General features: G+C 67.6%; 18 protein-coding genes and 1 pseudogene. 10 read left to right on the forward strand and 9 right to left on the reverse strand.

Annotated elements, in window-relative coordinates; genetic code table 11:
* Positions 1-52 precede the first annotated feature (52 nt).
* The 5 genes from ACQUSQ_RS02250 to ACQUSQ_RS02270 all read right to left on the reverse strand — a co-directional run bounded on the left by ACQUSQ_RS02250 (position 53) and on the right by ACQUSQ_RS02270 (position 5381).
* The gene (locus ACQUSQ_RS02250) at positions 53-733 is read right to left on the reverse strand and encodes an acetyl-CoA synthetase (protein WP_435066876.1); all 681 of its coding nucleotides are present in this window, start codon (positions 731-733) and stop codon (positions 53-55) included.
* Positions 734-1879 (reverse strand): molecular chaperone DnaJ, encoded by a 1146-nt coding sequence (dnaJ, locus tag ACQUSQ_RS02255; protein WP_435066877.1) that lies wholly within the window; start codon positions 1877-1879, stop codon positions 734-736.
* 49 nt (positions 1880-1928) lie between these two features.
* A complete protein-coding gene (gene dnaK, locus ACQUSQ_RS02260) occupies positions 1929-3839 on the reverse strand; it encodes a molecular chaperone DnaK (RefSeq protein ID WP_435066878.1) in 1911 nt (636 codons plus the stop codon).
* Between the two features lie 156 nt (positions 3840-3995).
* Positions 3996-4592, reverse strand: coding sequence for a nucleotide exchange factor GrpE (locus tag ACQUSQ_RS02265; RefSeq protein WP_435066879.1), 597 nt, complete (start codon positions 4590-4592; stop codon positions 3996-3998).
* Positions 4593-4637: 45 nt separating this feature from the next.
* Positions 4638-5381, reverse strand: coding sequence for a proteasome assembly chaperone family protein (locus tag ACQUSQ_RS02270; protein WP_435066880.1), 744 nt, complete (start codon positions 5379-5381; stop codon positions 4638-4640).
* Positions 5382-5461: 80 nt separating this feature from the next.
* Between ACQUSQ_RS02270 and cofD the strand changes: the two genes are divergently transcribed.
* The 7 genes from cofD (at position 5462) to ACQUSQ_RS02305 (ending at position 11076) form a co-directional block, all read left to right on the forward strand.
* Complete coding sequence (cofD, locus tag ACQUSQ_RS02275) at positions 5462-6454, forward strand: 2-phospho-L-lactate transferase (protein WP_435066881.1); 993 nt, start codon at positions 5462-5464, stop codon at positions 6452-6454.
* Positions 6454-7203 (forward strand): tRNA-dihydrouridine synthase, encoded by a 750-nt coding sequence (locus tag ACQUSQ_RS02280; protein ID WP_435066882.1) that lies wholly within the window; start codon positions 6454-6456, stop codon positions 7201-7203. Before cofD ends, ACQUSQ_RS02280 begins: the two co-directional genes overlap by 1 nt.
* Complete coding sequence (locus tag ACQUSQ_RS02285) at positions 7200-8054, forward strand: triphosphoribosyl-dephospho-CoA synthase (RefSeq protein ID WP_435066883.1); 855 nt, start codon at positions 7200-7202, stop codon at positions 8052-8054. Before ACQUSQ_RS02280 ends, ACQUSQ_RS02285 begins: the two co-directional genes overlap by 4 nt.
* On the forward strand, positions 8051-8647 hold the full coding sequence (locus ACQUSQ_RS02290) for a DUF447 domain-containing protein (protein WP_435066884.1): 597 nt from the start codon (positions 8051-8053) through the stop codon (positions 8645-8647). Before ACQUSQ_RS02285 ends, ACQUSQ_RS02290 begins: the two co-directional genes overlap by 4 nt.
* Before the next feature lie 44 nt (positions 8648-8691).
* Positions 8692-9582, forward strand: a complete 891-nt coding sequence (locus tag ACQUSQ_RS02295; protein ID WP_435066885.1) for an FAD-dependent oxidoreductase — start codon at positions 8692-8694, stop codon at positions 9580-9582.
* A 76-nt stretch (positions 9583-9658) separates the two neighbouring features.
* A complete protein-coding gene (locus ACQUSQ_RS02300; protein ID WP_435066886.1) occupies positions 9659-10810 on the forward strand; it encodes an ABC transporter substrate-binding protein in 1152 nt (383 codons plus the stop codon).
* Positions 10811-10881: 71 nt separating this feature from the next.
* A complete protein-coding gene (locus ACQUSQ_RS02305) occupies positions 10882-11076 on the forward strand; it encodes a 30S ribosomal protein S17e (RefSeq protein ID WP_114586480.1) in 195 nt (64 codons plus the stop codon).
* Positions 11077-11118: 42 nt separating this feature from the next.
* On the opposite strand, the gene ACQUSQ_RS02310 is transcribed toward ACQUSQ_RS02305, so the two are convergent.
* From ACQUSQ_RS02310 to ACQUSQ_RS02325, 4 genes and pseudogenes are all read right to left on the reverse strand, one after another.
* A complete protein-coding gene (locus ACQUSQ_RS02310; RefSeq protein WP_435066887.1) occupies positions 11119-12681 on the reverse strand; it encodes a sensor histidine kinase in 1563 nt (520 codons plus the stop codon).
* Positions 12682-12742: 61 nt separating this feature from the next.
* Positions 12743-12994, reverse strand: a pseudogene (locus ACQUSQ_RS02315) (hypothetical protein); the annotation flags it as partial.
* Positions 12988-14532, reverse strand: a complete 1545-nt coding sequence (locus ACQUSQ_RS02320; protein ID WP_435067258.1) for an acyl-CoA carboxylase subunit beta — start codon at positions 14530-14532, stop codon at positions 12988-12990. The gene ACQUSQ_RS02320 and the pseudogene ACQUSQ_RS02315, both read right to left, overlap by 7 nt.
* Positions 14533-14611: 79 nt before the next feature.
* Positions 14612-16036, reverse strand: coding sequence for a sodium-dependent transporter (locus ACQUSQ_RS02325; RefSeq protein WP_435066888.1), 1425 nt, complete (start codon positions 16034-16036; stop codon positions 14612-14614).
* A 350-nt stretch (positions 16037-16386) separates the two neighbouring features.
* Here ACQUSQ_RS02325 and ACQUSQ_RS02330 point away from each other — a divergent pair, with 350 nt between their 5' ends.
* Genes ACQUSQ_RS02330 through ACQUSQ_RS02340 form a run of 3 tightly spaced genes read left to right on the forward strand, consistent with a single transcriptional unit; the run spans position 16387 to position 18343 of the window.
* The gene (locus ACQUSQ_RS02330; RefSeq protein ID WP_435066890.1) at positions 16387-16830 is read left to right on the forward strand and encodes a hypothetical protein; all 444 of its coding nucleotides are present in this window, start codon (positions 16387-16389) and stop codon (positions 16828-16830) included.
* Positions 16831-16847: 17 nt separating this feature from the next.
* On the forward strand, positions 16848-17864 hold the full coding sequence (locus ACQUSQ_RS02335) for a signal peptidase I (protein WP_435066891.1): 1017 nt from the start codon (positions 16848-16850) through the stop codon (positions 17862-17864).
* Positions 17861-18343: a hypothetical protein gene (locus ACQUSQ_RS02340; protein WP_435066892.1), complete on the forward strand. Its 483-nt coding sequence runs from the start codon at positions 17861-17863 to the stop codon at positions 18341-18343. Before ACQUSQ_RS02335 ends, ACQUSQ_RS02340 begins: the two co-directional genes overlap by 4 nt.
* Positions 18344-18394 lie beyond the last annotated feature (51 nt).

An 18394-nucleotide genomic window follows, 5' to 3' on the forward strand; every position in this document is an offset into this window, starting at 1 on the left:
ACCCGACACCAAAAGGATTTGCTGGCCCCGCGATTCGCCCGCGGGACCCGCGTCACCCGTCCAGCGACACGTCGGCGACCCGAACCGTCGCGTCGGCGCCGGTGCCGACGACGACGTCTGCGGCCCCGTCGTCGTCGACGACTGTTCCGCCGGCGACGAGGGGGGCGACGACACCGGCGACGACCGCTCGGGGGTCGGTGAGCGACGCCCGGAGCGCCACCGCCGTCTCGGCGTCGATATCGGCGTCTTCGACGACGCGACCCGCCGCGGTCAGAATCTCGCGGTGCGTGAACGTCCGCCCGTCACTCGCAAGCACCGCGTCGTCTGCGGACCGCTCGCCCGGCGGAACGACGGGGTTCTCGCTCCAGACGACGCCCTCCCAGTGTGTCACACCGGGGTCGTCGGGAGCGTCGCCGTAGCCGACGCGTTTCCGACCCAGTCGCTCGCCCATCTCTTCATCGGTGGGAGCGACGACGGCCCGCGCCTCGCCGTCGACGTCGAAGGTCACACAGGCCCCGAGACACGCGGCGCCGAACAGCGTCGTCAGGACTGGCAGTGACGGGTCGGGCGCGAGCGCGACCCGCGACCCCGCGTGGACGCCGAGGTGGCTGAGCGCGTGGCCGGCCTTCCACGCCGTGGTGCAGAAATCGCGATAGCTGTGGTCTCGGTCGGCGCGGAGCGCCACGCGGTCGGAGCGGCGGTCACGCCCGACGACGTCGCCGAGGACGCGCATCTAAAAACTGCTCTTGATTCGCTCGAAGAAGCCCTCGTTCACGTCGACTTCTTCGCCGCCGGCCTCGGCGAACTGCTCCAGCGCTTCGCGCTGTTCCGAGTTGAGCGAGTCGGGCGTCACGACCTGTACCTGCACGTAGAGGTCGCCACGACCCCGCCGCCGGAGTCGGGGCATGCCCTTCCCCTTCAAGCGGAACGTCTCCCCGCTCTGGGTGCCCGAAGGGACGTCCATCTCGACGGTGCCGTCGAGCGTCGGCACTTCGACGGTATCGCCGAAGGTTGCCTGCGGGAAGGAGATGGGGTACTGGTGGTGGAGGTCGTCGCCTTCGCGGTCGAACTCCGGATGGTCGGCGACCGACACCTCGATGAGGAGGTCACCCTTCGGACCGCCGTTCGGTCCCGGCGCCCCCTCTCGCTCCATGCGGAGCGTCTGACCGTCGCGGATGCCGGCGGGGATGTCGACCGAGAGCGTCGACTCCTCGCGCACCTGTCCGTCGCCGTTACAGGTCGAACACGTCTCGCTGTAGAGGGTCCCGTCACCACCACACCGGCGACAGGTGCTTCGCTGTTGCATCCGACCCAGCGGCGTCTGTTGCACCTGCGTGACCTGTCCCTGTCCGTCGCAGTTGGTACACGTCTTCGCGTCGGCGTCCGGCGGGTGGCCGGCGCCGTCACAGTCGTCACAGCGGGTGGGGCGTGTGACGGTGAACTCCCGTTCGACTCCTTCGAACGCCTCCTCCAAGTCCAACTGGAGCGACGTTCGGAGGTCCTGTCCCTGTCGGGGTCGGTTCTGGTTTCCAGCGCCACCGCCGCCGAAGAACTGGTCGAAGATGTCGCCGAAGCCGCCGCCTCCGCCCCCACCGAAGGGGTTGCCGCGGGCGCCGCCGGCCCCGCCGCCGCCGTCGAAGCCGCCGCGCTTCTCGGCCTGTTCGAATCGCTCGTGACCCATCTGGTCGTACGCCTGCCGTTTCTCCTCGTCCGTGAGGACCTCCTTCGCCTTCTTCGCCTTCTTGAATTTCTCCTCGGCGTCGGGGTCGTCGCTCACGTCGGGGTGGTACTCGGAGGCTTTCTCGCGATACGCCTGCTTGATGTCGTCCTCGTCGGCGTCGCGAGACACCCCGAGTACGTCGTAGAAGTCCTCTGTCATTTGTGTGAGTTACTGTCGCTACCTATTTGAAAAACGCGGCTCGGCGTCGCTACGAGTCGTCTTCGTCGTCGTCTTTCTCTTCGAAGTCGGCGTCGACGTACTCCTCACCGTCGGCTTCCGGGCCGCCAGCCCCGCCGGGGCCGGCACCGCCCATACCGCCCATGCCACCCATGCCGCCGGCACCGCCTGCCGCGCCGGCCTGCGCCTGCTGGGCCTGATCCTGATACATCTGCTTGCCGATTTCCTGCAGTTCGTCGGAGAGGGCTTCGGTGACCGACTGGAGTTCTTCGGTCGTCGCCTCGTCGTCTTCGAGGGTCTCCTCGACGTCCTCGATGGCGCTCTCGATGTCGGCGACGAGGTCCTCGTCCACGTTCTCCTCGTTCTCTTCGAGCAGGGTCTCGGCGCGCTGAATCGCGCTCTCGGCCTCGTTGCGCGCCTCGATGCGCTCTCGGCGCTCTTGGTCCTCTTCGGCGTGTTTCTCCGCCTCCTCCTGCATCTTCTCGATTTCCTCGTCGGAGAGGCCGACGCCACCCTCGATGGTGATGGACTCGGCCGTGCCGGAGCCTTTGTCCTCGGCTTCGACGTTGACGATGCCGTTCTCGTCGATGTTGAAGCCGACTTCAATCTGCGGCGTGCCGGCGGGTGCGGGCGGGATGCCCGTCAGTTGGAACTCGCCGAGCAGTTCGTTCTCCTCGGCGATTTCGCGCTCGCCTTGGAACACACGCACCTGAACGGAGGTCTGGTTGTCCGCCGCGGTGGTGAAGATTTTCGACTCCTCGGTCGGGATGGTGGTGTTCTTGTCGATGAGACGCTCGAACAGCCCACCCTTGACCTCGATACCGAGCGAGAGCGGCGTCACGTCGAGCAGGACGATGTCGTCGACTTCACCGCCGAGGACGCCACCCTGAATCGCCGCGCCGAGCGCGACGGCCTCGTCGGGGTTGACGTTTTTCTTCGGCGACTTGCCGACGAGTTCCTCGACTTTCTCTTGGACCTGCGGCATCCGCGTCGACCCGCCGACGAGAATCACTTCGTCGATATCGGATTTCGAGTAGCCCGCGTCGTCGAGGGCCTGCTCCGTCGGCGCGACGGTGCGTTCGAGCAGGTCGCTCGTCAGCGACTCGAACTTCGCGCGGGTGAGCGACGTTTCGAGGTGGATGGGGCCGCTGTCCGTCGCGGTGATAAAGGGCAGGTTGATTTCCGTCTCCTTGCGCGAGGAGAGTTCGACTTTCGCCTCCTCGGCGGCGTCTTTCAGCCGCTGGAGCGCCTGTCGGTCCTCGCGGAGGTCGACGCCGTGTTCGGATTCGAACTCCTCGGCGAGGTGGTCGATTATCGCCTCGTCCCAGTCGTCGCCCCCGAGGTCGTTGTCCCCGTTCGTGGCGACGACTTCGTAGACGCCGCCCCCGAGGTCGAGGACGGAGACGTCGAAGGTCCCGCCCCCGAGGTCGAAGACGAGGACGGTCTGGTCGGACTCGTCGTCGAGGCCGTACGCCATCGACGCCGCGGTCGGTTCGTTGACGATGCGTTCGACCTCGAAGCCGGCAATCTCGCCAGCGTCTTTCGTCGCCTGTCGCTGGCGGTCGTTGAAGTACGCCGGGACGGTGATGACGGCTTTCTCGACGTCGTCACCGAGATACTCCTCGGCGTCCCGCTTGATTTTCTGAAGAATCATCGCCGAAATCTGCTCCGGCGTGTACTCCTCGTCGTCGATATCGACGGTGTAGTCGTCCTCGCCCATGTGGCGCTTTATCGACTGAATCGTGCGCTGTGGGTTCTGGACGGCCTGATTTTTCGCCGGCTTCCCGACGAGTCGCTCGTCGTCGTCGGTGAATGCGACGACCGACGGCGTCGTTCGGTCGCCCTCGCCGTTCACGATAATCTCCGGGTCACCGCCCTCCATCACCGCGAACGCGCTGTTCGTGGTTCCGAGGTCGATTCCCAGAATTTTGTTGCTCGCCATCTTGTCTCTGAATACCGGCTTTTGCCGGTTAAAGGTTACTAGACCGGGCGAGTTTGCGGTCCCCACTACCCCACCGCCGTCGTTCGATTAGATATCGTGGGAACGGCTCACACCGTGAACGTTTATATAGAACTGCAATTCGGGTCGGCCTACCACCTACTGGCCTTCGCTGACCGTCACTTGCGCCTCCTGAATGACCGCGCCCGCCATCTCGTAGCCGGGGCGGTAGACGTCGACGACGGTGCCTTCGGGCTGGTCGCTCTCGACGCGCATCATCACCTGATGGCGCATCGGGTCGACCTCCGTGCCGGCGTCGGGTTCGATGGGCGTCACGTTCTCGTCTTCGAGGACGCGGTCGAACGTCTCGAGCGTCGATTCGACGCCGTCGCGGATGTCGACGTCCTCGTCTTGGTCCAGCGCCCGAACCAAGTCGTCACGCACCGAGACGAGACGCGTCACGAAGTCCTCGGTCGCTCGCTCTTTGATTTCTTCCTCGCGCTTCTTGGCGCGTTTCTTGTAGTTCTGGAAGTCGGCCTGCTTGCGCTTCAGTTTGGACTCCAAATCGTCGGCCCGCTCCTCGGCGTCCGCCAGTTCGGATTCGAGCGTGTCGACCTGCGCTTGGAGGTCCGCGACTGCCGACCCGAGGTCCGCATCGTACTCCGCGACCCGGTCGGCGAGGTCGGTCGTCTCGTCTCCGTCCGCGTCGTCGCCGGCGGCGTCTGTCTCCGTGCCGTCGGCCGTCTCCTCGTGCATGGTCGTGTGAAACGCCTCGGGTCGCTTAAGGCTTGCAGAACGCCGTCACTGGTACATCCCGAGGGGACGTGCCTTCGAACTCGCCTCCTCCGCGCTCTGCATCTGCTTCGCGAGACGGCGTTTCGCCTGCCGTATCTCCTGTGCGCGCTCGGTGAGTTCCTCCACCGGAATCGAGACGTCGAGCAGCGGTTCGATGCCCGTAGACAGCAGGTGCGCCGACGCCTGCGGGTCGGGGAAACGCTTGCTCGCCTCGACGATGAGTCCGAGCGCCGGGGTGTCCGTCCGGACCGCGTGACTCAGGAGCGCCCCCGTCGGACCCGACACCAGCCCCGCCTCCTCTGGCGGGTCGATATTGACGGCCGCCAGCCGCTCGCTCGTCCCGCCGGTTCCGACGCCGTACAGCGCGGGTGTCTCGCCCTCCTCGCGCTCCCGCCCGATACCGCTGAGGTAGATGGGCGTCACGTCGTTGCTGCCGGTCCACTCGTCGAGACATTCGGCGAATTCGAGCGCCGCCGGCGGGGAGACGGGCACGTCGCTCCGGAGCGCGAGCAAATCGCGGTCCGGGTCGGCGTACAGCCGTACCGGCGGCGCCAAGTCGCGTTCGCCCCCTTCGTAGGTCGCGACCGGCGGCAGGCTGTCGCAGTTGATATTCGCGTAGTGACACATGTCGAACGCCTCGGCGACGTGGTCGGTCGCGAGTTTGCCCACGAGGCCGACACCCGGCAACCCCTCGATGAGCGTCGGTTCGTCGAGCGACACGTCGTCCCGGAGGACGTCGATGCGGCTCATGTGAACACGTCGAACCGGCGGACCTAAAGAAGCGACGCCTATCCCCAAAAGCACAAATCCGGTGGCGTATTACCCGGTCTATGGTTACGTTCCTCGCCGGCGGGACGGGCACGCCGAAACTGCTCGATGGGGTCGACGCCGCGTTCGACCCCGAGGAACTCACCGTCGTCGCCAACACCGGCGACGACGTGGAACTCGGCGGCCTCCTCGTCTGTCCCGACCTCGACACCGTCCTCTTTCGCGGTGGGGGCGTCCTCGACCGGGAGCGGTGGTGGGGACTCGACGGCGACACGACCGCGACCCACGACGAACTCGACCGACTGGCGAACGTCGCCGGCCTCGACGCCGGCCCCCGATATCTCTCTCCAGAGAGACAGACGGCCGGGCGCCGACTCGCTCGCTGGCGCCGCTTCTCCGGCGTCGCGGAGTTCATGGAAATCGGTGACCGCGACCGCGCCGTCCACGTCACCCGCACCAGCCTCCTCGACGAGGGGCACTCGCTCACCGAGGTGACGCGCACGCTCTCGCAGGCCTTCGACCTCGACGTCGACCTCCTCCCCATGAGCGACGACCCCGTGGCGACCATCGTCCACACCGACGCGGGCGCCATGCACTTTCAGGAGTTCTGGGTGGCTCACCGCGGCGCCCCCGCCGTCGAAGACGTGGAGTTCCGCGGCGCCGACACGGCGACGCCGACGGACGCGGTCCGCGACGCTCTCTCGGACCCGGTCGTCATCGGCCCCTCGAACCCCGTCACGAGCATCGGCCCGATTCGGGCGCTCTCCGGCGTCGATGCCGCCCTCGACGACACGCCCGTCGTCGCCGTCTCCCCGTTCGTCGAGGACGAGGTGTTCTCCGGTCCCGCCGCCGCCCTCATGCGCGGGACGGGCCGTGACCCCTCCACCGCCGGCGTCGCCGACGCCTACCCCTTCGCGGACGCGTTCGTCCTCGACAGCGACGACGGCACCGACCTCGACCGGCCGGTCGTCCGCACCGACACCCGAATCGACACGCCCGAGGACTCGCGTCGGGTGATTCGAGCCGTCGCCAACGCGTTACGGGAGGTGGCCTGATGCTCGCCCTCGCCAGCCTCAGCGGCGTCGCGGACGCCGAGTGGGCACGCGCCGGCGCCGCCCACGCCGACCTCGCCGTTCTCGGCGGCGTCGCCATCGACGACGAGTCCCGGGACGCCGCCCGTGCGCTGGTCGACCGCGGCCGCGACGAGTTCCTCCCGAACGACCCCCTCGCGTTCGTCGAGCGCCAACTCTCGGCCCTCGACGACGCGCCGATTCGCGCCGGGATGAACGTCCGTAGCACGACCGTCGAGCCGATACGCGACGCCGCCGCGTGCTGTGCCGACCACGACGCCGTCCTCGAAATCAACGCCCACTGCCGACAGGACGAACTCCGGGCCGTCGGCTGTGGCGAGACGCTTCTCCGCGACACGGCGCGACTGGAGCGGTACGTCGCCGCCGCCAGCGAGACGGGCGCGACGGTGAGCGTGAAGGTCCGCACGGAAGTATCGGGCGTCGACCTGCCCGAGACGGCCTGTCGGCTGGGCGAGGCGGGCGCGGACCTCCTCCACGTCGACGCCATGGACTCCGAACCGCTCGTCGCCGACGTCGCCGCCGCCACCGACGCCGCCGTCCTCGCCAACAACGGCGTCCGCGACCGGGCGACGGCGTGGGAGTATCTCGCCTACGGGGCCGACGGCGTCAGCGTCGGGCGTCCGAGCGACGACCCCGCCGTCCTCCGACGGGTGGCTCGCGCCGTCGATGACTGGGAGCGCCGCCGGACCGGCGGCGAGGGGGCGCTCGGATGAGCGACGGGCCGCGGCCGGAGATGTCGCCCGCCGACCACGCCGAACTCGCGCTGTTGCTGGAGGTGGCGAGCACGCCGAAACCGGGGAACGTCGACCGGAAGCGCGACCACGAGGACCTGCACTTCGAGCAGTTCCTGACCGGGGCGGTGGGCGCCCGTCCCGGCTTCGAGCAAGTCGAGGCCGGGGACCCAATCGGCGAGGCGTTCGAGCGCGGCGTCCGCGGCATGAGCCAGCAGTCGGGCGGCAACACGCAGTTCGGCTGTCTCCTCCTCCTCGTGCCGCTGGTTCGGGCGGCGGCGACGGACCGCCTCTCGCCGGATGGACTCCGGGCTGTCGTCTCGGAGACGACCGTCGACGACGCCGCGGCCTTCTACCGGGCGTTCGAACACGTCGACGTCGCGGTCGGCGACCCCCCCGAAGACGCCCCGAACCTCGACGTTCGGCGGGGCGCCGACGCCGTGCCCGCGCTTCGCGACCGGGGGCTGACGCTCGCGGATGTGATGGCGACGAGCGCCGACCGGGACGGCAACGCCGCGGAGTGGACCGACGGGTTCGAGCGCACCTTCGCCGCCGCCGAGGCCGTCCTCGACGACGAGGGACCGGTCACCGACCGTCTGGCGCGGGCCTTCCTCGACTTGCTCGCCGAGCGCCCGGACACGCTCGTCGCCACCCAACACGGCGAAGAGCGGGCGCGGGAGGTGAGCCGGCGGGCCGCCGAGGTGCGCGACGACCCCGCGGCCGCCGACCAACTCGCCGAGGAGTTTCTCGATAACGGAATCAACCCGGGGACGACCGCCGACCTCACCGCCGCGACGGCCTTCGTCGCGCTCGAACGCGGGGTGTCGCTGTGAGCGACGCGTGGCCGGTCACGCTCCGCGGCGTGACCGAGAGCGTGGTGGCGACGCTCGGCCCGAACGACCGCTGGAATCAGGCGGCGCTCGGCCTGCACGCGCCCGACGACGACGGCCCCGTGACCGCCGTAACGTGGGGTCGGACCCGGACTCGCGGCAACTTCGAGCGCCGCGGCGGAGGCGTCGTCCAGTTCACGACCGACCCCCGAGAGTTCGTCGACGCCGCCCTCTCCGTGACGGAGACGGACGACCCTGTCCGTGACGGCGCGGCGGCGTGGGTCGAGGTGGAGGCCCGCCGCCTCGAATCGGGCACCGAGGGCGACACCGAGTGGGTGCGCTGGGCGCTCACGCCCACCGAGTCGACGGTCCGAGAGCGGACGGTGCCGACGATAAACCGGGGGTTCTACGCCGTCGTCGACGCGACGGTGGCGGCCTCGCGTCTCGACGTGCCGACCTACGACACCGACGCCCTGCTCGACCGCCTCGCGTACTTCGCCGAGACGGTCGAGCGGTGTGGCGGCCCCGCGGAGCGCGAGGCCTTCGAGCGCATCGACGACCGCACCGACTGGCGCGCGCGGCGCGACGACGCGTAACGCCGAACCGCAACGATTTTGTAAATTTAGGCTGGCCTAAACACATGGTGAGCGATAGCGACCACGACGTGGTCGTCGTGGGCGGCGGGCCGGCGGGCTGTTCGACGGGCGTGTTCGCCGCACGATACGGGCTCGATACGGTCGTCTTCGACCGGGGCCGGTCCTCCATCCAGCGGTGTGCCTTTCTGGAGAACTACCTCGGCTTTCCCGGCGGCATCGACATCGAGACGTTCTACGCGCTCATGCACGACCACGCCGAGGAGGCGGGCTGTTCGATTCTGGACGACGTCGTGGAGTCGGTCGAACGCGACGGCGACGGGTTCGTCGTCACGCCGCAGGACGGCGACCCGGTCACGGCTCGCTGGGTCGTCGCCGCCACCCGATACGACGGCGAGTATCTGCGCCCCCTCGACGGCGACGCGATGTTCGTGACGCGCGACCACGCCGGCGAGGAGAGCGAGCGATTCGACCGGGACTACGCCAACGCCGACGGCTCGACGCCGGTTGACGGCCTCTTCGTCGCCGCACCGTACGGCGAGACGGGGTATCAGGCCAGCATGGCCGCCGGGCGCGGCGCCCGAGTCGGCATCACGCTCGTCGAAGCCGTCCGCCGGGCGCGGGGCTACCCCGAATCGGTGGCGAATCACTACGACTGGATGCGACCCGAGGCGGAACTCGACGAGGGGTGGCGCGACCCCGACCGCTGGCGCGAGTGGTTCGACGACCACCTGCCCGACGACCACGGCCTCGACGACGACAGACTCGACACCCTGCGCGAACGGGACGTCGAGCGCCGACTCGACACCTACCTCACGGAGGCCGAGGTAGAACGTCGGAAAGAGCGGGCGCACGAGCGACTCCTCGACCACGTCGACGACGAGCGAATTCTGGCGGCGGCGCGCGAAATCGAGGCCGAACGGGCGTCGAGCGACTGACCGCTGACCGGCCTGTGACGCAGTCGATGCCTCGAAAAATCGAAGCAGTTATGTATTTTTAGGCCGGCCTAAATTCATGCGGAACTCCGACACGACGCAGACGGCACCGACACGCAGGCAGTACGTGAAGTGGGGCGGTACAGTCGTCGGCAGTGCTCTTCTGGGGGGCTGTGCCGGCGCCGGTGGGGAGGCGTCGACGCCGTCCGAGACGACCGAGTCGTACTCGGTGACGATGGCGCCGGCCGGCGAGGTCACCTTCGACGCGGTGCCCGAGCGATGGGCCGCCTACGACGGTGGCTTCGCCGACATGGCCGTCGCGCTCGGACAGGCCGACGGGCTGACCGGCGTCGGCGACGCGGACCGATACTACACCGACGTCTACGACGACCTGCCGGGCGTGAGCGTCGACCGCGGGCAGATAGAGACCAACCCCGAGGTGCGGACCAAAGAGGGGTTCTACCAACTCGACAGCGATGTCCACCTGTACGACCCGCAGATGCTCGTCAACTGGTTCGACTGGGACGAGGCGGACGTCGAGGAAATCGCGACGAACGTCGCGCCGTTTGTCGGCAACCTCATCTTCCGTCGCTCCGACGAGTGGCACGACTACCAGTACTACACGCTCTACGAGGCGTTCGCGAGGGTCGCCGACCTCTTTCAGGAGCGAGAGCGCTACCAAGCCTTCGCCCAACTCCACGACGAGTTCCTGTCGGACGTGCAGTCTCGGCTCCCGCCCGAATCGGACCGCCCGAGCGTCTTTCTCACCTACGAGGGGACGGACCAGCCCGAGACGTTCTCGCCCTACCGGCTCTCGGATAAGGGCACGAGCAAGAAGCAGTGGCGTGACCTCGGCGTGAGCGACGCCCTCGCGGAGACGGGTATCGAGAACCTCAGCACGACCAACCGCGGCGAACTCGACTACGAGAACCTCCTCGAAATCGACCCCGAGGTCATCCTCGTCCGGGGCCACGAGCGAAAGACGGCCGCCGAGTTCCGCGACGTCGTCCTCGCGTACATGGAAGACCACCCCGTCGGCAGCGAGTTGACGGCCGTCCAGAACGGACGGGTCTACCGCGGCGGCTACCTCCATCAGGGCCCCATCCACAACCTGTTCCTGACCGAGCGCGCCGTCAAACAGCTGTTCCCCGACGAGTTCGGCGAGGTGACGGGCGACACGCAACTGTTCGACCGGGAGCGCGTCGCAGGTATCGTCCGCGGCGACGACTGACCCTGCGAAAGGCCCCCACGGATTGCTACGAAGACGAAACTTTACTAAGCGCTCCACGTAGAGTGATGGACATGGCCATCAAACCCAAATACGTCAAACAGCTCGGTGGCATCCTGCTGGAGCGCTACCCGGAAGCGTTCAACACCGACTTCGAGACGAACAAGGACAGCGTCACCAAGTTGACGAACGTCGAGTCGAAGGGCGTTCGCAACCGCATCGCAGGCTACATCACGCGCAAGAAGGCGAGCGCAGCAGCCAACGCCTGATAGGCGACGATTCTCGTTGTTCATCACCCGCGTAGCCGCGGCTCAACTCGTCGCGTCGGCGCGCCGGAGTTCGACGCTGAAGACGGTGCCCGTCGGCTCGTTCGCCGCGGCCCAGACGCGGCCGCCGTACTCCTCGACGAGCGCCTGCACGATTGAGAGCCCGAACCCACCCCAATCGCGGGTGTGGGCGAACTCGTCGTCGTCGAACAGTTGGTCGAGTCGCGCCGGAGACATCCCCTCGCCGTCGTCGGCGACGGTGACCGTGACCGTCTCCTCATCGACTGCGACGCCGACGGAGACGGTCACCGTCTCGGGGTCGTTGTGCTGGACGGCGTTCGTGAGGAGGTTGTCGAACACCGTCGCCACCATGTCGTCGGCGTGGACCACCGTCGGCGACTCGGGGAGGTCACACTCCACGGTAGCCGCGGGATAGGCCGTCCGAACCGACTCGACGGCCTCGCGGAGCGGGTCGCGGACGTCGACCGTCTCCTCGTCGACGCTCGTCGAGACGTCGGTCGCGAGGCGGCGCGCGGTCTGGATGAGGTCGACGATTTCGTCGCTGCGATGACGGACCACTCGCAAATCGTCGCGGCGGTCCTCGGGCACCGCGGGTTCGAGCGCGTCCAGTTTCGCGAGGACGAGATTCATCCCGTTGAGGACGTTGTGGCGGAGGAGTCGGTTGAGGAACTCGACGCGGGCGCGCTCCCGACTGAGTTCCGCCTCTCGTTCGGCCCGGTCGGTCACGTCCCGAAGCGCCGACAGGTGGCGACCGGGGAGGATGTTCGCGGTGGCGGCGAAGGCGACGGTTCGACGCTCGCCGTCCGCGCGGACGATGTCGAACTCGCCGCGGGCCGCGCCGTCCGCGAGAAACGCCTCCCACTGGGCGTCGATTGCTTCCGACGAGGCCGCGAAGTCGCTAATCTGTCGGCCGAGTAGCTCCGAGCGCTCAACGCCGAACAGGTCGGCGGCGGCGGGGTTGACGGCCACGTAGCGTCCCTCGTCGTCGGCGATGACGAGGGCGTCGAGCGTCCCCTCGAACACCGCGCGGAGTTGGCGCTCCCGCTGGCTCAGTCGCTCGTGTTGCCGGCGGGAACGCACGTCGTAACGGCTGATGACGAGCCCACCGACGGCACCGGTCGCTGCCATGTCGACGACGAGATATCCCAGCGATTCGACGACGTGCCCGTGTGAGACGTGGAGCCAGAGGACGTATGTCGCGACGAGCGTCGCGCCGAGAAAGCCGGCTGTGACCCAGAACGCGGCCACCAGCGGTCGCACGTCGTCGCTACCCCAAGCGAGCCAGCTACCGACGCCGAACAGGCCCAGTCCGATAACGAGCGGTAGAGCGTCGCCGGCGAGTGCGTCGACCGTAATCGTGTGTCGGTACAGATGATAGAGCGGGACGGCGACGAGAAACGTGCCGATACTGGCGACGACGCCGCCACCGATTCGGCGGCGCCACAGCGGCGAGAGACCGTCGGTGACGGTTTCGAGCCAGCCGGTCAGTCCCGGGCGTTCGGCGCGCTCACCGAGGAGGTCCGCGAAGTCGCTTCCGCCCGGTCGTCTGACCCCCCGGTCCTCAGCCCCCCCGTGTTCTCCGCTCACGCCGACGATTTACGGATGTTGGCGGTATATGTCTACTGATACGAGTTTGACAGGCGAGGCGTCAGAAGCGGTCGGTTCGCCCCGACGCCGTCCACGCATCCGTCGGTGCCGCGTCGGGCACGCGCGTCGTCCGCCCCTGCAGTTCGACGAGGCGACCGGCGAAGGCCCACTTCCGGCCGGTCCACGACTCCTCCTCGCTCGACTCGGCGGCCGCGGCGGCGCGCGCGTGGTCGTTGAGGTGGGCGCCGATGGCGGCGGCGATGGCCGCCGCCTCCTCGTCGCTGGCGTCGTCGGGCACGTCGAGGTTCATATCGGGATGTTCCCGTGCTTTTTGTCGGGGTTGCTCTCGCGTTTCGTCTTGAGCATGTGCAGGTCGTCGACCAGTCGCGTCCGGGTGTCCTGCGGTTCGATGACGTCGTCGATGAACCCGCGGTCGGCGGCGGTGTAGGGGTTGGCGAACTCCTCGCGGTACTCCTCGACCAAGTCGGCGCGGCGGGCCTCGGGGTCCGCCGCCGCGTCGAGTTCGTCGCTGTAGAGGACGTTCACCGCGCCCTCCGGTCCCATGACCGCGAGTTCGGCTGTCGGCCACGCGTAGTTCACGTCGGCGCCGAGATGTTTCGACGCCATGACGCAGTAGGCGCCGCCGTAGGCCTTCCGCGTGATGACCGTCAGGAGCGGCACTGTCGCCTCGGAGTAGGCGTAGAGCAACTTCGCGCCGTGGCGGATGATGCCTCGGTGTTCCTGTTCGGTGCCCGGCATGTATCCCGGCACGTCGACGAACGTGACGATGGGGACGTTGAAGGCGTCACAGAAGCGGACGAACCGCGAGGCCTTCATGCTCGCGTCGACGGTCAGCGTCCCGGCGTTCGACCGGGGCTGGTTGGCGACGACGCCTATCGAGTGGCCGTCGAGTCGGCCGAAGCCGACGACGACGTTTTTCGCCCAACTGTCGTGTATCTCGAAGAAAGAGCCCTCGTCGACGACGTTCCCGATGACGTCCGTCATGTCGTAGGGCTTCTGTGGCTGGTCGGGGACGACAGTCGTGAGTTCGTCCGCCGAGCGGTCAGGGTCGTCCCACGGGTCGACCCGCGGCGGGTCCTCGACGTTGTTCTGGGGGAGATAGGAGAGGAGCCGCCGGATGTTGTCGAGGGCTTCCTCCTCGTCCTCGAAGGCGCGGTGAGCGACGCCCGTCCGCGAGGCGTGGGTGTCGGCGCCGCCGAGTTCCTCGAAGCTCACTTCCTCGCCCGTGACGGTTTTGATGACGTCCGGGCCGGTGATGAACATGTGGCTCGTGTCCTGCACCATGAAGACGAAGTCGGTGATGGCGGGGGAGTAGACGGCGCCGCCGGCACAGGGGCCCATGATGCCCGATATCTGGGGGATGACGCCGCTCGCCTGCTGATTGCGGTGGAAGATGTCGGTGAAGCCGGCGAGACTGCGAACCCCCTCCTGAATGCGGGCGCCGGCGGAGTCGTTGAGGCCGACGATGGGCGCGCCGACGTCCATCGCCTTGTCCATCACCTTACAGATTTTTTCGGACATCACCTCGCCGAGCGACCCGCCGAAGACGGTGAAGTCGTGAGCGAAGACGAACGTCTTCCGGCCGTTCACTTCGCCGTAGCCGGTCACGACGCCGTCGCCGGGGAGCTTTCGCTCATCCATGCCGAACTTGCTGGTTCGGTGGGTTCGGAACTGGTCGAACTCGCGGAAGGTGCCATCGTCGAGGAAGTAATCGATGCGCTCCCGGGCGGTCTTTTTCCCCTTCGAATGCTGGGATTCGATTCGGTCTTCGCCCCCGCCGAGGAGTGCCCGTTCCCGCTTCTCGCGGAGCTCCTCGATTCGGTCCTCCATGGTCATGGCCGACCACCTATCATCGTTCCCTAACAAGGTTCGAGGACCGGCAAAAGGATTCCGCCCCTCGGTATCGCGGTTATCGCCTAGTCCCGCGCCACGTCGCGCCGCGCGCCAATCCGACGAGCGCGAGGGCGACGAGGGCCACGGCGGCGGCGACGGTGGGCCAGACGCCGATTCGGGCGTCCACTCCCGCCGTCGTCAACAGCGTGAACACGAGGAACACGGGGATGATGACGCCGATGGCAAAGAGCCACGGCGTCGCAAAGCGCGTCGCGACCGACCCCGCGCCGGTGACGTACTCCTCGATGGCGTCGGGGCCGAGCACCCAGCCCGCAAACAGGAGGAAGGCGAGGAGGCCGCCGGTGAGCAACAGGTCGGCGAGCATCCCCGCCACGAAGTCGAACAGCGTCGGGACGAACGCCGTCGCGGTGCCCGTCAGCGCGATGAGCGCGAGAAGCACGCCCACCGCGCGCCGCCGCGACCAGCCCCCCTCGTCGACGAGGACGGCCACCGGAATTTCGAGCATGCTGATGGAACTCGACAGCGCGGCGAGGGTGACGACGCCGAAGAAGACGATGGCGAGGAGGTCACCGCCCGGAAGCGCCGCGAAGGCGCCCGCGATGCCGACGAACAGCGCCCCCGGACCGCCGGTTCCGGGGTCGATACCCTGCGAGAACAGGAGGGGGAAGACGACTAGCCCCGCGAGGACGCCGACGCCCGTGTTGAGCAACGCGATGACCGACCCGTCGAAGGGGAGCGACCGGTCCTCGCCGATGTAGGAGGCGTACGTGACCATCGTCCCGGCGCCCACGGAGAGAGTAAAGAGCGCCTGTCCCGCGGCGGGTGCGAGCACGCTCGCGGCGTTCGCTCGCAGGGTCGTGAGGTCGAACTCGAGGAAGAACTCGTACCCCGCCGCCGCGCCGGGTTCCGTGACCACCCAGCCGGCCATGCCGAGCAAGAGGACGAGGACGGCGGGCACCATCACCTTCGTCCCGAGTTCGATGCCCCGGCGGACACCGCCGAGGACGATGCCGCCCGTCACGGCCAGAAAGCCGAGGTGGAAGAGCGCGGCCTCCGCGCCGAACGAGACGCGGTCGAAGTACGGACCGGGCGCGGCGAGGTAGGGCGCGCCGCCGGTGACCGGTCCGACAACCGAGACCAGCAGGTAGCGCAGAATCCAGCCGCCGACGACGCTGTAAAAGGAGAGCAGGGCGACGCCCGTCAGCGCCGAGACGGCGCCGACGATGCCCCAGTATCGCGACCCGGAGAGGTCCCGCAGAGCGCCGACGGGGTTGCGTCCCGACCGGCGTCCGATGACGAACTCGCCGAGGAGGCCGGGGACGCCGACGCCGAGTATGACGAGCAAATAGACGGCCAGAAAGGCGCTGCCGCCGTTCTCTGCGGTCATCCACGGGAACCGCCAGATGTTACCCAGTCCGACGGCGCTCCCCGCGGCGGCGAGAATGAACCCCGTCCGCGTCGCCCACGTCTCGCGTGTCATGCTCACGCTCTGTGGAAGAGACGGAAGTGCGTTTTGAACGGCGACGCGACGGGTTTCCCCAATTGACATGACCGGTATGGTGAGCCTAATTAGCGGGACAGATGTTCAAAATCGGCCGATGGTATCGGAGTCATAACACACGCCGACTGCTCGGTTTTGATAGTAAGCGTCGGCTACGCATCCGGCTTTGGTATCTGTACAACGGTCGTAACCGTGATCGGCCGTTCTGTATAGTTGTAATGCGACTCAAAATTGCCGCACTCGCAGTAGCCGTTATCGCCATTTCGGCGACGGTCGGTGCGAGCGCGTTCACCACTGGTAGCGTTGCGCGATCTTCCTCCGTTGACGTCGTGAGCGACGATGCGGGTCTCATCGCGCTGTCTGACGGTACCTCCGGCGGCCTCGTTGCACAGTCGAACGGCAAACTCACTATTGACTTCACGAATGGCGGTGCGGGCGGCGTCAACCCTGACGCCTCGTACCAACTTGGTGACGATACTGACCCGACCAACAAGACGGCGTTCAACGTTTCTAACCTCGACGCTGAAACGCACGACCTCACCGTCTCGTACACCGGCGTCGACGGCGGCGCGACCGGCGACGGGACGGCCAACATCCAGTTCAACATCTACGACGACACCGGCACGCAGGTCGGCACCGTCTCCGAGGAATCCACGTCGGCGACTGTCTCCAGCGTGGCCTCCGGGTCGACGCTGTACGTCGTTGTCAACGTCGACACGACCGGTCTGACGAGTTCGACCAGTCTGTCCGGCACGCTGGAAGTCTCGGCCTAGAGAACACTCAATTTTTTATGCTACGGAAAGCTGGACTGGTCGCACTCGTCACGCTCGTCGCTATCACAGCGGCGCCCGCAGGCGCACCGGTTCAGCTCTCCTACGTATACTCAGACAGTATGGCTCCGACCATCGGCGTCAACGACGGCTACGTGCTGATGCCGGCCGGTCAGGTCGACACTGGTGATATCGTGACGTTCTGGAGCCCAGACAGGGATGCCTACGTCACCCACCGGGTCGTCGAGCGAACCGCAGACGGGTTCGTCACCAAGGGTGACAACAACCACGCGACGGACCAGGCGTCAGGCTATCCGACCGTGACCCGCGACCGTATCGTCGGACAGGTGCTTAGCGTCGGGAATGGGCCCCTCGTCATCCCGGGCCTTGGCGTCGCCATCGGGTGGTTGCGAGGCCATCGCCTGCAGGTGTTAGTTGGCTGTCTCGGGCTGCTCGCTCTGGGACCGGCACTCGGCGCCAGCACGGCCCGGCGGTCGCTCCTCCGTCTCGCCGATATCTTCCAGCCCCTGTTCGCCGTCAGCCTTGTCGCCATCGCCGTGTTGCTGGCGTTCGGACAGCCGGGGCACGAAATCACGCTGGTCGCCGTCGACGGCGGGGCACCGAGCGAGGCGTCGCGAGTCATCCCCGTCGGCACCGAGAACCCCATCTCGGTCACTGTCCACCAGCCGGCACGGCCGCTGACGACGCGTGTGGTGTCGACCCGCGGCCTGACCGACGTGGTACAGACGCAGAACGCGTCAGCGGTCAGCGTCTCGGGGACCGTCCCACCGCCGAGTTCGCCCGGTCCCGTCCCCGTCGGCGTCGATATCCGTCAGTATCCGGCACTCCTCCCGGCGGACGTACTCGCGCGCCTCCAAGCCATTCACCCGTTGCTCGCCAGCGGTGCGTGTGCCTTCCTCACGCTGTCGCCGCTGTGGGTACTCTATCACGTGCTGGTTGACCCGCAGACGCCGCTTCGAAGCCGGCCAGTTAGACTACTGGCCGTCCTCCGTCGCGGACGTGGGGGTGGGCGATGAGCCGTCGCGGTGGCTCACGATTCGGGGTGCTGACGTGGGTCGCCGCGGCGGTCCTGATTACGGCCGCGCTCGGTGGCGTCTCACCGACGACGGCTTTCACGACGGGAGACGTCGACCGGTCCTCGGCGGTAGACGTGGTCACGGACCCCGAGGCCGCCCTCGGCGTCGATTCGGCGACAGCGGTTCACACCAATTCCACTGACCCGCTGGTAGACACCACTAACCGCCTCGACCGGGCGACGACCGTCACGGTGTCGCTGCGTGACAATTCGACCAGCTACGCCGACCTCGTCGTCGACGGCACCAACGAGGGCGACAGCATCTCGTTGTCGCTCGGCCGCGGCGACGCCGCACGCGTCAGCGTCGTCCTCCCTGACGACGAGTCGCTCGTCGGTTCGACGGTTCGGTTCGACGTCAGCGCGTCAGCATCCGGATTACACGTCTCGGCCACCGACCGACGCGTCCCAATCGAGAGTTAACACATGCTTCCACCACGATTCACATACGTTATTTCGAAACGCGGTCCCGCG

This window comes from Haloplanus sp. C73, assembly GCF_051195115.1.
In the GTDB taxonomy this organism is placed as follows: Archaea; Halobacteriota; Halobacteria; order Halobacteriales; family Haloferacaceae; genus Haloplanus.

Coding starts and splice junctions, on each gene's coding strand:
- ACQUSQ_RS02250 (WP_435066876.1), bottom strand. CDS start 733: ATGCGCGTCCTCGGCGACGTCGTCGGGCGTGACCGCCGCTCCGACCGC.
- dnaJ (WP_435066877.1), bottom strand. CDS start 1,879: ATGACAGAGGACTTCTACGACGTACTCGGGGTGTCTCGCGACGCCGAC.
- dnaK (WP_435066878.1), bottom strand. CDS start 3,839: ATGGCGAGCAACAAAATTCTGGGAATCGACCTCGGAACCACGAACAGC.
- ACQUSQ_RS02265 (WP_435066879.1), bottom strand. CDS start 4,592: ATGCACGAGGAGACGGCCGACGGCACGGAGACAGACGCCGCCGGCGAC.
- ACQUSQ_RS02270 (WP_435066880.1), bottom strand. CDS start 5,381: ATGAGCCGCATCGACGTCCTCCGGGACGACGTGTCGCTCGACGAACCG.
- cofD (WP_435066881.1), top strand. CDS start 5,462: ATGGTTACGTTCCTCGCCGGCGGGACGGGCACGCCGAAACTGCTCGAT.
- ACQUSQ_RS02280 (WP_435066882.1), top strand. CDS start 6,454: ATGCTCGCCCTCGCCAGCCTCAGCGGCGTCGCGGACGCCGAGTGGGCA.
- ACQUSQ_RS02285 (WP_435066883.1), top strand. CDS start 7,200: ATGAGCGACGGGCCGCGGCCGGAGATGTCGCCCGCCGACCACGCCGAA.
- ACQUSQ_RS02295 (WP_435066885.1), top strand. CDS start 8,692: ATGGTGAGCGATAGCGACCACGACGTGGTCGTCGTGGGCGGCGGGCCG.
- ACQUSQ_RS02300 (WP_435066886.1), top strand. CDS start 9,659: ATGCGGAACTCCGACACGACGCAGACGGCACCGACACGCAGGCAGTAC.
- ACQUSQ_RS02305 (WP_114586480.1), top strand. CDS start 10,882: ATGGCCATCAAACCCAAATACGTCAAACAGCTCGGTGGCATCCTGCTG.
- ACQUSQ_RS02320 (WP_435067258.1), bottom strand. CDS start 14,532: ATGGAGGACCGAATCGAGGAGCTCCGCGAGAAGCGGGAACGGGCACTC.
- ACQUSQ_RS02325 (WP_435066888.1), bottom strand. CDS start 16,036: ATGACACGCGAGACGTGGGCGACGCGGACGGGGTTCATTCTCGCCGCC.
- ACQUSQ_RS02335 (WP_435066891.1), top strand. CDS start 16,848: ATGCTACGGAAAGCTGGACTGGTCGCACTCGTCACGCTCGTCGCTATC.
- ACQUSQ_RS02340 (WP_435066892.1), top strand. CDS start 17,861: ATGAGCCGTCGCGGTGGCTCACGATTCGGGGTGCTGACGTGGGTCGCC.